Genomic DNA, 13,261 nt, shown 5'->3' on the forward strand with positions numbered 1-13,261 from the left:
TAGCATGGAGTCGTGGGAATATTGATTCTATTTCGTCCTTATTCGGTTATACAGTATCCATGTCAAAAGCAAAACCTCGAATTCCGAATTCATCGCAATGGTTGCGGATAAGCTGAGACTTGAACATAAGGCTAGCTGAGAGTAAAAGTAATAAGGGATTTAAGTTTTAGTAAAGCTTAATCATCCTTTAAATTTATACTCGATATTAAATGTAAAACCAATGAATTTTTTATTTAATGACCAATGAATTTTAGAATTCGTTGGTCTTTTTATTTTGTTGAGAAAAAGAGATCATTTGATATCATGGAAGATAAATCCTGTTTTTAGTAATATTACATATAAGTGAGTTTTTTTATAAGATAATTAAATAGGTATAGATAGGGAGAAGGGGAATGTAAAATAAAATATTAACTTGGCTAGGAATAGTAGCAGCTATGGGAGTTCTTGCTGTTGCAGTTACATTTGGAATGTTAGAACTTGCCGATAATCCAGTAGATAAAGAAGTGAATGCTCAAATAGATAAAAAAGAAGATCCAATGATAGTAGGTAGAGAGGTAGATGGAGTCTTTGTTGATGTGTATGTTACTGAAAATTCTACTGAAAGCGAAGTCATTACAGTGATGCATCACATGACTCATCAAAAAGTAGTGGCAGAACGAAAATCAGAACCCATTCCAATGATTCAAAAAATGCTGGAAAATTAAAAAATCATAAATAAGAGTGGCTTTGCGAAAAAAATGAGCTTTTAGAGATTGCTGATAGATGGGCGAAAAAAGATTTTAGTCAAATTGTAGAAGATCATAATTATTTCTCGGATGCCCAAGAAGGTAGCGCTTGTAAAGCCACTAGAGCGATGGATGCGGTAGAAGAGCAACATTATATTTTAACTACATTCGGGGAGGAAAAAGCGAAAGAACTATACGATTCAGGAGATGCGCCACATGTGCAATAAAATGAACCTTTAATTAGTAGGGGCTCCCATTCCGCACCTAACGCCTTCTTCAAATGGTGTGCCGGGATTCTTACTGCCTGTAAATAGTGAGATAAACTATAGATTATGAAGAAGCTTCCTTTTAGGGAGTTTTTTTATTTCCTTCGATTTAAGGGTTTTGAGGGGATATATGTAAATTTATGCAGAAAATGCAGTGAAAAGAAGGGTATGTACAGGGAATACGTGGGTTTGACATCATAATCTCTATAACGTATCATTGATTGGGAAAAGTTAGAGATATAGGAGAATGGATGAATGACTTTAAAGAAAATAGTGAATCGAGCTTACCCAATCATTGTTATGACGGTGTTTTTATCTATATTTTCAATGATAGTAAGTAAATTTTTTATCCCGAAAACAATTTTGATGAGTGGTGAATTTCCTTATCCGACTGAGGAGTATACTCCCAAAAAAGTCGGTGCTGTTATAGTGGCGACGTTGCTTTTATTTGCGCTCTTCTTTATGTATTATAAATGGGTTATTAATAAAATGAAAAAAACGTACACAAATATTATGATTGCTTTAGGCATTATAATCATTTTGACGATGGAAATAATGATTACTTCCATAGCATTTAACCCTGTTGTAGGAGATTATGCCATCCTTAAAGAAGGAATGGTCTCTGTGTTTAAGGGAGATAAACAATTTTTAGAAATGGGACAGCTTCTATTTTATCCATATAATACACATATTGTATTATTAGGAGGATATTTTGCTAAATTGGTAGGAAGTGTAGATCTAGCAATAAAAATATTACCAATAGTATGCATAACAGGTAGTATCATTTTAAATGTATTGATTGTAAAGAAAATTACAAACTTTAAAGCTGCTCACATATCGATTGTGTTATCTGTGCTAAACATTTTTATATATTGGCAGGCGCCAGTTTTCTATACGCATACGTTAGTAATATTTTTTATTTCAGCAACGATGTATACATATTTATGTTTGAAAACAGCGGAAACAAAAAGAATGAAGATTATTTTATGGATTTTATTAGGAGTTTTCGCAGCTTGTACTTATATTATAAGACCGACGGCATTGGCGGTAGCGTTAGCAATTTTAATTGAAAATATTTTTAAGTTTCGTAAGGAGTACTCCGTAAAGGTATTAAGTAGTGTTTTATTTTGTTTAATCCTTATTGTAAGTTTTAAAGGTATAACGACAAAGTTAAATCTGAGCACCGATAATGAAATTGAAAAAATTCCATATACCCATTGGGTACAAATGGGTTTGAATAAAGATACGTATGGTGTTTGGAATCAGGCGGATACAGATTATATTAATGATGAAAACATAAAAAATACAAAGGATTTGGATGAACATAATAAAAAAGTTATAGTACAGCGCTTTAATGAATTTGGCGTAATGGGTTATGTACGACATTTAAATGAAAAAATAACTAGAGAATGGGTATCGAGCCAGTTCTCCATGTACCGTATTGGAGAATGGTTTGAGCAGAAGAACGACACGATAACTAATTACGTATCGAACTATAGTACAACGAATTATAAAATCGTTACTGTATATTCGTATGTTATCAAATTATTTGTTTATGTAGCTGTATTGGCGGCTGTTATACTTTATAAAAAGAAAGATGAAAATGAATCGGAAGTTATACGGATTGCGATGATTAGTACGTTAGGGGTGTTTACTTTCTTATTACTATGGGAAACAGCTCCTCATTATACTTATGAAGCATTTGCATTTATGAATATTCCAGCTTCTTTAGGGTTATATAAATTGTTTATGATTTTTAACAAGGAAAAGAAAAATGCATAATTTGAGTAATTAAAACGAGTAGTAAGAACCCCCTCTTTTATTAAAAGAGGGGGTTTCATTTAATTGACTATAAATATTTGAAAAAAAGATTAAATGGAATCATAGTATATCCGTTAAGGGATTTTAGCAGGGGAGTCATCCATGATATAATAGAAAATAATAAAAAGCCCTGCAAAACAGGACTGTATTATTCTTCGTCTTTATTTTGTTTTTCTAATTCAACTAACTTTTGAATTAAAATGTGCTGCGGCATATGCATAAGTTGTTCGAGCGGAACACCTAATGCTTTTGATAGGCGGACTGCAGTGTCTGGAGAAATTTGTAATGGTCTCATAGAGGTACCTCCTTTTTCGTATAGTATAGCATAAGATTGGGGGAGTGAGGATGACTCTTATATTTGCACATCGTGGTGCAGCGGGAACGTACCCAGAAAATACAATGATTTCATTTGAAGCAGCTGAATCTTTTAGAGCAGATGGAATTGAACTTGATGTTCAATTAACGAAAGACGGAAAAGTTGTCGTCATTCATGATGAAACAGTGAATAGGACAACAAATGGAAAAGGTGCGATTCGAAATTATGTATATGAGGATTTATGTAAATTAGATGCGAGCTATACATTCAGTGATAAAGTAGGATTTTGTAAAATACCTCTTTTGGAAGAGGTGTTAGAATGGATTGAAAAAACAGAGTTGCTACTTAATATTGAACTTAAAAATAATAAAATCCCATACAGAGGTTTGGAAGAAGAAGTTATAACGCTTGTACGGAAATGTAATCTAGAAGATCGCGTTATATTTTCTTCATTTAATCACTACAGTATGAAAAGATGTCATATGATGGCTCCTGATATTCAAACAGCGATTTTATATCGCGAAGGTTTGCATAGTCCGTGGGCGTATGCGAAAAAAATGGGCGCTACAGCAGTGCACCCTAATTATCGTTATCTTCAAGATGCCGTTGCCGAACTAACGATGGAGAGTGGTGTAGAGGTTCGGCCCTATACAATTAATGAAGAAACACTTATGCGTAAATATTTCGATATGAATATTTCGGCGATTATTACTGATTACCCTGAAACGGCAAGAATGTTAATGCCAATAAAAAAATGAGACCGCGTGTAACGGTCTCATTTTTTTATTTATAAATAGTGGGGCTTTCCTATCTTCTAAAGCGAGCTTGTACTTTATTTCGTTTGCGGTCTCGGTGTAAGACGAAGCCGCCAAAGATATAAAACCCGAGCCCGAAGCAAAGGGCACCAATTAAAAATTGTAACGAGAGTATAGAGAGTGGGGGAAATAGAATCCCGAATACAGTATCTCTCATTAACTTAATGCCAAACACAGCTAATGAAATAGGGATGAGTGCTAATAATAGAGCAAGGTAACGCTGCATATAAACTCTCCTTTTCAGATTATTTCGTTTATTTTAATGATGTTATATGAAAAGGGGGTTTGTCAAGAGGGGGCTGAACGAGTAAGATAAGGGTGTGAAAAATTTTGCAGAGATACTTCGAGAGGAAGTGTAATATATGAAACAAAAAGTTTTAATTGTTGGTGCAGGTGAAGGTGGCAGTACACTGCTGAATCTGTTACAAAGTTCGAATATATTTCAAATTATAGGGATTATTGATATAAATCCGATAGCAAAAGGATTACAAATGGCTAAGGAATACGGGGTTACGATAGGAGAGAGTGTAACACCGTTTCTTTCTCTGCATATTGATGTAATGTTTGATATGACAGGTGACGCTGATTTACATAAAGATTTATTAAAGAAGAAGCATAAAGATACGCTGCTTATACCAGGTGATATTGCGAAAATTGTTACGAGATTAGCACATGAGAAGGAAGATTTAATTGGAAAGTTAGAAGAACAGACGCAGCAAGGAGATTTAATTTTAAATTCTACGCATGACGGTATGATTGTAATCGATCGAGAGGGACAAGTTCGCCTATTTAATAAAAGTGCAGAGCGTATTATCGGGTATAAAAAAGAAGATGCGATAGGGAAATATATTTTAGAAGTTATTCCGACTAGTAAGTTGCTTCGTATTATACGTACGAAACAAATAGAAGTAAATTATGAACTGACATTAGAGAATGAAAAGAAAATTATTACAACCCGTATTCCGATATTAAAAGAGGGAGGAGAGGTACAAGGGGCATTTGCGATTTTTAAAGATATAACAGAAGTTGTAGATCTTGCGGAAGAAGTTACGGATTTAAAGGAGATTCAAACGTTACTTGAGGCGATTATCAACTCGTCTGAGGAAGCAATTTCGGTCGTGGATGAAAAAGGAAGAGGGTTAGTAATTAACCCTGCGTATACGAAATTAACAGGTTTAACAGAAGAGGACATTATTGGGAAACCGGCTACAACCGATATTGTAGAAGGTGAAAGTATGCATATGAAAGTACTTCGAACGCGTAGGGCGGTACGCGGAATACATATGAAGATTGGACAAAAGAAGCGTGATGTAATTGTTAACGTAGCGCCAGTTATAGTGGATGGGATATTGAAAGGAAGCGTTGGTGTAATTCGTGATGTATCAGAAATTCAAAAGTTAACAAATGAATTGAATAGGGCAAGGCAAATTATTCGAACGTTAGAAGCGAAATATTCATTTGATGACATTGTCGGAAATTCAGATGAAACAACGGCTGCTATTGAGCAGGCGAAACTTGGGGCGAATACACCAGCAACAGTATTACTACGCGGAGAATCTGGAACGGGTAAAGAATTGTTTGCGCATGCAATTCATAATGGAAGTAATCGGAAATATAATAAATTCGTTCGTGTAAACTGCGCTGCTATTTCCGAGACTTTATTAGAAAGTGAATTATTCGGTTATGAGGAAGGTGCATTCTCAGGAGCAAAAAGAGGCGGAAAACGAGGTTTTTTTGAGGAAGCGAATAACGGTAGTATCTTTTTAGATGAAATAGGAGAATTGTCTGCAAATACGCAAGCGAAACTCCTTCGCGTGTTGCAAGAAAAAGAAATTGTAAAAGTTGGTGGAACGAAAGCGATACCTATCAATGTCCGGGTAATTGCAGCGACACATGTGAATTTAGAAAAGGGCATTCTAGAAGGAGAGTTTAGAGAGGATTTATATTATCGATTAAATAAAATTCCAATTCAAATCCCGTCTCTTCGTCAACGTAAGGGGGACATACCATCGATTGCAGAAAGGTTAATTCAAAAAATTAACCAAGATTATGGTCGAAATGTAGAAGGGCTTACTGATTCAGCGGTTTCATATTTACAATCATATGAATGGCCAGGAAATGTAAGGGAACTTGAGAATATTTTAGGACGAGCTATTATCTTTATGAATTATAACGAAATATATATTGATGTACATCATTTACCACCTTTACATAAAGAAGAGCAGACGGAGTTAAAACAAAATAACTTATTACCGGAATTAGAAGAAAAGCCACTTGAACATTTAGTGACAGAGTTTGAAGGGAATATCATTCATGAATATTTAGAGAGATTTGATGGAAATAAAACAAAAACCGCAAGAGCATTAGGAATTTCAGTTCGAAATTTATATTACAAGCTAGAAAAGTATGACTGTGCAAAAAATAGCATGCAATAAATTGCGTACCGTGCAATTTATTGCATGGTATACAAAATACGACAAATAAAGACAGAATGTTTTGTTATTTTCCAAAGTATTGATTTTACTGCATTTTGAATGCGTTTTCATTATTGGTAAGACCACTTTTAAAAGTTGGCACGGTATTTGCTTTATAAATAGACGAGGGACGACGGAAAGGGTTGATTACAAAATATGAAGTTAGAACACTTAATTGATCAAGCAGCAGGACAGCCTAAAAAAACTGTGGCTGTAGCAGTAGCTGAAGATCATGAAGTAATTGAAGCTGTAGCGAAAGCAATTAAATTACAGCTAGCTCAATTTCGTCTATATGGAAATCAAGAAAAAATAATGGGGATGTTACAAGAACATGGTTTACAAACTTCAGAACATATTGAATTGATTGCAGTACAGTCAAGTGCTGAGGCTGCAGAACTTTCTGTTAAAGCTGTAAGAAATGGCGAAGCAGATGTGCTTATGAAGGGGAACATCCCAACAGCAAATATTTTGAAAGCTGTATTAAATAAAGAGTGGGGACTTCGTAAAGGTAGCGTACTTTCACACGTTGCAGCATTTGAAGTTCCAAATTACGATCGTCTGATTTTTGTTACAGATGCAGCGATGAACATTGCACCTGATGTAACACAAAAAGCTGCTATTATACAGAATACTGTAGAAGTTGCCCAGGCAATAGGAATAGATTTGCCAAAGGTAGCACCAATTGCAGCGGTAGAGGTTGTGAATCCTGCGATGCAAGCGACAATTGATGCAGCGATGTTAACTCAAATGAATCGCCGCGGACAAATTAAAAATTGTGTCGTTGATGGACCACTTGCTTTAGATAATGCAGTATCACAAATTGCAGCAGAACATAAAGGCATAGTAAGTGATGTAGCAGGTAAGGCAGACATTTTACTCGTCCCAACGATTGAAGCTGGAAATGTGCTATATAAATCACTCGTATACTTTGCGGATGCAAAAGTAGGAGCAATGATTGCTGGCGCAAAAGCACCGATTGTTTTAACATCTCGTGCTGATTCAGCAGAAACAAAAGTATATTCATTAGCATTGGCAGTTGCGACTGCTTCAAAATAAACCAAATAGGGTAAAACACTAGGGGGAAACGACAATGACATTAGAAATCTTCGAATACTTAGAAAAATATGATTATGAGCAAGTAGTATTTTGTCAAGATAAAGAATCTGGTTTAAAAGCAATCATTGCAATTCATGATACAACACTTGGACCGGCTCTTGGTGGAACAAGAATGTGGACATATGATTCTGAAGAAGCGGCGATTGAAGATGCATTGCGTCTTGCAAAAGGGATGACATACAAAAACGCAGCAGCTGGCTTAAACTTAGGTGGTGCGAAAACAGTAATTATCGGTGATCCACGTAAAGATAAGAGCGAAGCGATGTTCCGTGCATTAGGACGCTACATTCAAGGACTAAACGGACGTTACATTACAGCTGAAGATGTTGGTACAACAGTAGATGATATGGATATTATCCATGAAGAAACTGACTTTGTAACAGGTATTTCACCATCATTCGGTTCTTCTGGTAACCCATCTCCAGTAACTGCATACGGTGTGTACCGTGGTATGAAAGCAGCTGCGAAAGAGGCTTTCGGTACTGATAATTTAGAAGGAAAAGTAATTGCTGTTCAAGGCGTTGGTAACGTAGCATATCACCTATGCAAACATTTACATGCAGAAGGAGCAAAATTAATCGTTACAGACATTAATAAAGAAGCTGTACAACGCGCGGTAGAAGAATTCGGTGCATCAGCAGTTGAGCCAAATGAAATTTACGGTGTTGAATGTGATATTTACGCACCATGTGCATTAGGCGCAACAGTTAATGACGAAACTATTCCACAACTTAAAGCAAAAGTAATCGCAGGTTCTGCAAATAACCAATTAAAAGAAGATCGTCACGGCGACATGATTCATGAAATGGGTATTGTATACGCACCAGACTATGTTATTAATGCTGGTGGTGTAATTAACGTAGCAGACGAGTTATATGGATACAATAGAGAACGTGCACTAAAACGTGTTGAGTCTATTTATGACACAATTGCAAAAGTAATCGAAATTTCAAAACGTGATGGCATAGCAACTTATGTAGCAGCAGATCGTCTAGCTGAAGAGCGCATTGCAAGCTTGAAAAACTCTCGTAGCACATACTTACGCAACGGTCACGATATTATTAGCCGTCGCTAATCATTCATATATAACTTTTACAAAAGGTGTGGTTACCTCTTATGAGGTCTCCACTTCCTTTTAAATTTATTAGTGGAGGTAGCAACATTGTCTGTAAATCGAATTCTTGTTATTAACCCAGGTAGTACATCCACAAAAATTGGTGTTTTTGATAATGAAAGACCTGTTCTAGAAGAAACGATTCGTCATGACGTAGAACAGATTGGAAAATATAAGCGAATTATCGACCAATATGAGTTTCGTAAAGAAACGATTTTAGAAGTTCTACATTCTCATGGTATTAACATTTCAAAATTAAACGCTGTTTGTGGGCGTGGTGGATTACTTCGTCCAATCGAAGGCGGTACGTATACAGTAAACGATGCAATGTTAGAAGATTTGAAAAATGGGTTTAGTGGTCATCACGCTTCAAATCTCGGAGGCATTTTAGCTTATGAAATTGCTTCGGGATTAAATATTCCTGCATTCATTGTGGATCCTGTCGTTGTAGATGAAATGGAGCCGATTGCTCGTATAAGCGGTATTGCTGGCATGGAACGCAAAAGTATCTTCCATGCATTAAATCAAAAAGCAGTTGCTCGTAAAGTAGCTGACCAATTAAATCACAAATACGAGGATTTAAATTTATTAGTTACACATATGGGCGGCGGTATTACAGTTGGTGCTCATAAAAAAGGAAAAGTTATCGATGTAAATAATGGCTTAAACGGAGAAGGACCATTCAGCCCAGAGCGTGCTGGTACAGTACCAGTAGGACAGCTAGTTGAAATGTGTTTCTCTGGTGAGTATTACCGAGACGAAATGGTGAAACAGCTTGTCGGACAAGGTGGACTTGTAAGTCTAATCGGTACAAATGATGCAATTAAAGTAGAGCAAATGGTTGAAAAAGGTGATCCTGAAGCAACTCTTATTTATAAAGCAATGGCATATCAAGTTGCAAAAGAAATTGGCGGAGCTAGCGCTGTGCTTCACGGGAAAATCGATGCAATCGTATTAACTGGTGGACTTGCGTACAGTAAAATTCTTGTTGATGAAATAAAAGAACGAGTGGACTGGATTGCAGATGTTATCGTACATCCAGGGGAAGATGAGTTAGAAGCGTTAGCAGAAGGAGCACTTCGTGTATTACGTGAAGAAGAAGCGGCGAAAGAGTATGTTGTAAGAGAAAAACAAACAGTAGCTAGGGGTTGAGATAATGGCAAGAGAATATGATTTAGTCATCGTTGGCGGCGGTACTGGTGGATATGTTGCTGCTATTCGCGCATCACAACTAGGTTTAAAAACTGCACTTGTTGAAAAAGAAAATCTTGGTGGTACTTGTTTACACAAAGGATGTATTCCTAGTAAAGCCCTTTTACGTAGTGCGGAAGTATACGCAACTGCTAAAAAAAGTGAAGAGTTTGGGGTTATTGCAAGTAATGTAGAACTAAACTTTGCAAAAGTGCAAGAGCGTAAAGAGAAGATTGTAACGCAACTTCATAAAGGTGTTCAACACTTAATGAAACAAGGTAAAATTGATGTGTTTGAAGGTATTGGCCGTATTCTTGGCCCATCTATTTTCTCTCCGATGCCAGGTACAATTTCAGTTGAACTTGCAAGTGGAGAAGAGAATGAAATGTTAATTCCAAAAAATGTACTTGTTGCAACAGGTTCTCGTCCGAATTCATTACCAGGTTTAGAATTAGACGGAGAGTATGTAATGTCTTCCGATCATGCTCTGAAAATGGAAACGCTTCCTAGCTCGATTATTATCGTTGGTGGCGGTGTAATCGGTATTGAGTGGGCATCTATGCTTGCTGACTTCGGTGTAGAAGTTACAGTATTAGAGTATGCGAAAACGATACTACCACTAGAAGATCAGGACGTTTCAAAAGAAATGCAACGTCTATTCAAGAAAAAAGGTATTAAAGTCGTAACGGGTGCAAAAGTATTACCAGAAACATTGGTAAAAGATAATGGAGTAACAATTCAAGCTGAACATAACGGTGAGAATAAAGAATTTAAAGCAGAAAAAATGCTTGTATCTGTAGGAAGACAAGCCAATACGCAAAATATTGGTTTAGAGAATACGGATATCGTTGTGGAAAAAGGATACATTCAAACAAATGAGTTTTATCAAACGAAAGAATCTCATATTTACGCAATTGGAGATGTAATCGGTGGCTTACAACTTGCTCACGTTGCTTCTCATGAAGGAATTGTTGCAGTAGAACATATTGCGGGTAAAGAAGTTACACCAATTGATTATTCTATGGTATCAAAATGCGTATATAGCAGTCCGGAAGTTGCTTCTGTCGGTTTAACAGAACAAGAAGCGAAAGAAAAAGGCTATAAGTTAAAAGTAGGTAAGTTCTCATTCCGTGCGATCGGAAAAGCACTTGTATACGGCGAATCAGATGGCTTCGTAAAACTTGTAGTTGATGAAGAAACAAATGACATTCTTGGTGTTCACATGATTGGACCACATGTAACAGATATGATTTCTGAAGCTGGTCTTGCAAGAGTACTTGATGCAACACCGTGGGAAGTAGCACATACAATTCATCCGCATCCATCATTATCTGAGGCGATTGGTGAAGCAGCATTAGCTGTAGATGGAAAAGCGTTACACGCATAAAAATGTGGATTTAGGAGGTTATGAAAAATGGCAGAAGTAAAAGAAAAGCGCCATGAAGAGCTTGGCTTAAGTGATGAGCAAGTATTAGAAATGTTCCGTACGATGTTACTTGCACGTAAAATCGACGAACGTATGTGGTTATTAAACCGCGCTGGTAAAATTCCATTCGTAATTTCTTGTCAAGGACAAGAGGCGGCGCAAGTTGGAGCAGCATTCGCTCTTGATAGAGAGAAAGATTATGCATTACCATACTACCGTGATATGGGTGTTGTACTAGCGTTTGGTATGACAGCAAAAGAACTTATGTTGTCTGCTTTCGCGAAAGCTGGAGATCCAAACTCTGGTGGTCGTCAAATGCCTGGTCACTTCGGTCAAAAGAAAAACCGTATTGTGACAGGATCATCTCCAGTAACAACGCAAGTACCACATGCAGTTGGTATTGCATTAGCTGGGAAAATGGAAAAGAAAGATTTAGTAACGTTTGTTACATTCGGGGAAGGTTCTTCTAACCAAGGTGATTTCCATGAGGGTGCAAACTTTGCTGGCGTACACAAACTACCTGTTATTTTCATGTGTGAAAATAATAAATACGCAATCTCTATTCCAGTTGAAAAACAATTAGCATGTAAAAATGTATCAGATCGTGCAATTGGTTACGGTATGCCTGGATATACAATAGACGGAAATGATCCACTTGCAGTATATAAAGCTGTAAAAGAAGCTGCAGACCGCGGCCGTCGTGGTGAAGGCCCAACTTTAATTGAAACAGTATCATATCGTTTAACAGCACATTCTAGTGACGACGATGATCGTGTTTATCGTGATAAAGAAGAAGTAGAAGAAGCAAAGAAAAAAGATTCAATTATAACATTTGCTGCTTATTTAAAAGAAGCTGGTGTGTTAACTGAGGAATCTGAAAAACAAATGTTAGACGAAATTATGCATATCGTAAATGAAGCAACAGAATATGCAGAAAATGCTCCGTATGCAGCACCTGAAGATGCATTGAAGCACGTATACGCAGAATAGGGGGGAACGTTTCATGGCTGTAATGTCTTATATTGATGCTATTACATTAGCAATGCGCGAAGAAATGGAACGCGATGAGAAAGTATTCGTTTTAGGTGAAGATGTTGGTAAAAAAGGTGGCGTATTTAAAGCGACACACGGTTTGTATGATCAATTTGGCGAAGATCGTGCGCTTGATGCACCGCTTGCAGAATCTGCGATTGCTGGGGTAGCAATTGGTGCGGCAATGTATGGTATGCGTCCAATCGCTGAAATGCAGTTTGCTGATTTCATCATGCCAGCAGTAAACCAAATTGTTTCTGAGGCAGCAAAAATTCGTTATCGTTCTAATAACGATTGGACTTGTCCAGTTACAATTCGTGCGCCATTTGGTGGGGGTGTCCACGGTGCATTGTATCATTCACAATCTGTGGAAGCGATGTTTGCAAACCAACCAGGTTTAAAAATTGTTATTCCTTCTACACCATATGATGCAAAAGGCTTATTAAAAGCAGCAATTCGTGATGAAGATCCAGTATTATTCTTTGAGCATAAGCGTGCATATCGCTTAATTAAGGGTGAAGTGCCAGAGGATGATTACGTATTACCAATCGGAAAAGCAGATGTAAAACGCGAAGGTGATGATATTACTGTTATCACGTACGGATTATGTGTTCACTTTGCTCTTCAAGCAGCTGAAAAGTTAGCGCAAGATGGCATCTCTGCACATGTTCTTGATTTACGTACTGTATATCCACTAGATAAAGAAGCAATCATTGAAGCAGCTTCTAAAACAGGTAAAGTTCTTCTCGTAACAGAAGACAATAAAGAAGGAAGTATTATAAGTGAAGTGGCAGCAATTATTGCTGAAAACTGTCTGTTTGATTTAGATGCGCCAATCGCACGTCTTGCAGGTCCAGACGTTCCAGCAATGCCATATGCACCAACAATGGAAAAATTCTTTATGGTAAATCCAGATAAAGTTGAAAAAGCAATGCGTGAACTTGCGGAATTTTAATCGGGGGGAC

The 13,261-nt window shown here is 37.0% G+C and carries 11 protein-coding genes and 2 pseudogenes; 11 read left to right on the top strand and 2 right to left on the bottom strand.

The genetic code is table 11. The annotated features are described in order from the left end of the window. The 3 genes and pseudogenes from KVT31_RS02600 to KVT31_RS02610 all read left to right on the top strand — a co-directional run. Positions 1-139: pseudogene (locus KVT31_RS02600) on the top strand (sporulation initiation factor Spo0A C-terminal domain-containing protein); the annotation flags it as partial. A gap of 295 nt (positions 140-434) precedes the next feature. Further along, a pseudogene (locus tag KVT31_RS30170) lies at positions 435-952 on the top strand (PRK06770 family protein). A 294-nt stretch (positions 953-1,246) separates the two neighbouring features. Beyond that, on the top strand, positions 1,247-2,773 hold the full coding sequence (locus KVT31_RS02610) for a glycosyltransferase family protein (protein ID WP_088097698.1): 1,527 nt from the start codon (positions 1,247-1,249) through the stop codon (positions 2,771-2,773). A 187-nt stretch (positions 2,774-2,960) separates the two neighbouring features. On the opposite strand, the gene KVT31_RS02615 is transcribed toward KVT31_RS02610, so the two are convergent. Then, positions 2,961-3,107 (bottom strand): YycC family protein, encoded by a 147-nt coding sequence (locus KVT31_RS02615; protein WP_001247671.1) that lies wholly within the window; start codon positions 3,105-3,107, stop codon positions 2,961-2,963. A 50-nt stretch (positions 3,108-3,157) separates the two neighbouring features. On the opposite strand from KVT31_RS02615, the gene KVT31_RS02620 reads away from it, so the two are divergent. Further along, positions 3,158-3,886, top strand: a complete 729-nt coding sequence (locus KVT31_RS02620; RefSeq protein ID WP_088097697.1) for a glycerophosphodiester phosphodiesterase — start codon at positions 3,158-3,160, stop codon at positions 3,884-3,886. A gap of 49 nt (positions 3,887-3,935) precedes the next feature. On the opposite strand, the gene KVT31_RS02625 is transcribed toward KVT31_RS02620, so the two are convergent. After that, positions 3,936-4,169, bottom strand: coding sequence for a DUF2627 domain-containing protein (locus KVT31_RS02625; RefSeq protein WP_016086351.1), 234 nt, complete (start codon positions 4,167-4,169; stop codon positions 3,936-3,938). A gap of 136 nt (positions 4,170-4,305) precedes the next feature. Here KVT31_RS02625 and KVT31_RS02630 point away from each other — a divergent pair, with 136 nt between their 5' ends. The 7 genes from KVT31_RS02630 to bfmBAB all read left to right on the top strand — a co-directional run bounded on the left by KVT31_RS02630 (position 4,306) and on the right by bfmBAB (position 13,251). Next, complete coding sequence (locus KVT31_RS02630; protein WP_088097696.1) at positions 4,306-6,378, top strand: sigma-54 interaction domain-containing protein; 2,073 nt, start codon at positions 4,306-4,308, stop codon at positions 6,376-6,378. 195 nt (positions 6,379-6,573) lie between these two features. Further along, positions 6,574-7,473: a phosphate butyryltransferase gene (yqiS, locus tag KVT31_RS02635; RefSeq protein WP_088097695.1), complete on the top strand. Its 900-nt coding sequence runs from the start codon at positions 6,574-6,576 to the stop codon at positions 7,471-7,473. A gap of 34 nt (positions 7,474-7,507) precedes the next feature. Further along, positions 7,508-8,608 carry a leucine dehydrogenase gene (locus KVT31_RS02640; RefSeq protein ID WP_016086354.1) on the top strand — a complete coding sequence of 367 codons (1,101 nt, stop codon included), beginning with the start codon at positions 7,508-7,510 and terminating at the stop codon, positions 8,606-8,608. Between the two features lie 87 nt (positions 8,609-8,695). Further along, entirely contained in the window at positions 8,696-9,799 is a 1,104-nt protein-coding gene (gene buk, locus KVT31_RS02645; RefSeq protein ID WP_000115778.1) for a butyrate kinase, read from the top strand. 4 nt (positions 9,800-9,803) lie between these two features. Continuing rightward, positions 9,804-11,225, top strand: coding sequence for a dihydrolipoyl dehydrogenase (gene lpdA / locus KVT31_RS02650; protein ID WP_000090438.1), 1,422 nt, complete (start codon positions 9,804-9,806; stop codon positions 11,223-11,225). A gap of 27 nt (positions 11,226-11,252) precedes the next feature. Next, entirely contained in the window at positions 11,253-12,254 is a 1,002-nt protein-coding gene (gene bfmBAA, locus KVT31_RS02655) for a 3-methyl-2-oxobutanoate dehydrogenase subunit alpha (RefSeq protein WP_000852551.1), read from the top strand. 13 nt (positions 12,255-12,267) lie between these two features. Beyond that, positions 12,268-13,251 carry a 3-methyl-2-oxobutanoate dehydrogenase subunit beta gene (gene bfmBAB / locus KVT31_RS02660; protein WP_000290073.1) on the top strand — a complete coding sequence of 328 codons (984 nt, stop codon included), beginning with the start codon at positions 12,268-12,270 and terminating at the stop codon, positions 13,249-13,251. The last annotated feature ends 10 nt before the right edge of the window (positions 13,252-13,261 follow it).

Source organism: Bacillus sp. GbtcB14 (assembly GCF_019091205.1).
GTDB classification, from domain to species: domain Bacteria; phylum Bacillota; class Bacilli; order Bacillales; family Bacillaceae_G; genus Bacillus_A; species Bacillus_A cereus_AG.

Excerpts from the sequence above, each read along its gene's own strand:
- bfmBAA (WP_000852551.1), top strand. The coding sequence starts at position 11,253 with ATGGCAGAAGTAAAAGAAAAGCGCCATGAAGAGCTTGGCTTAAGTGAT.
- KVT31_RS02630 (WP_088097696.1), top strand. The coding sequence starts at position 4,306 with ATGAAACAAAAAGTTTTAATTGTTGGTGCAGGTGAAGGTGGCAGTACA.
- KVT31_RS02625 (WP_016086351.1), bottom strand. The coding sequence starts at position 4,169 with ATGCAGCGTTACCTTGCTCTATTATTAGCACTCATCCCTATTTCATTA.
- yqiS (WP_088097695.1), top strand. The coding sequence starts at position 6,574 with ATGAAGTTAGAACACTTAATTGATCAAGCAGCAGGACAGCCTAAAAAA.
- KVT31_RS02620 (WP_088097697.1), top strand. The coding sequence starts at position 3,158 with ATGACTCTTATATTTGCACATCGTGGTGCAGCGGGAACGTACCCAGAA.
- bfmBAB (WP_000290073.1), top strand. The coding sequence starts at position 12,268 with ATGGCTGTAATGTCTTATATTGATGCTATTACATTAGCAATGCGCGAA.
- KVT31_RS02615 (WP_001247671.1), bottom strand. The coding sequence starts at position 3,107 with ATGAGACCATTACAAATTTCTCCAGACACTGCAGTCCGCCTATCAAAA.
- KVT31_RS02610 (WP_088097698.1), top strand. The coding sequence starts at position 1,247 with ATGACTTTAAAGAAAATAGTGAATCGAGCTTACCCAATCATTGTTATG.
- lpdA (WP_000090438.1), top strand. The coding sequence starts at position 9,804 with ATGGCAAGAGAATATGATTTAGTCATCGTTGGCGGCGGTACTGGTGGA.
- KVT31_RS02640 (WP_016086354.1), top strand. The coding sequence starts at position 7,508 with ATGACATTAGAAATCTTCGAATACTTAGAAAAATATGATTATGAGCAA.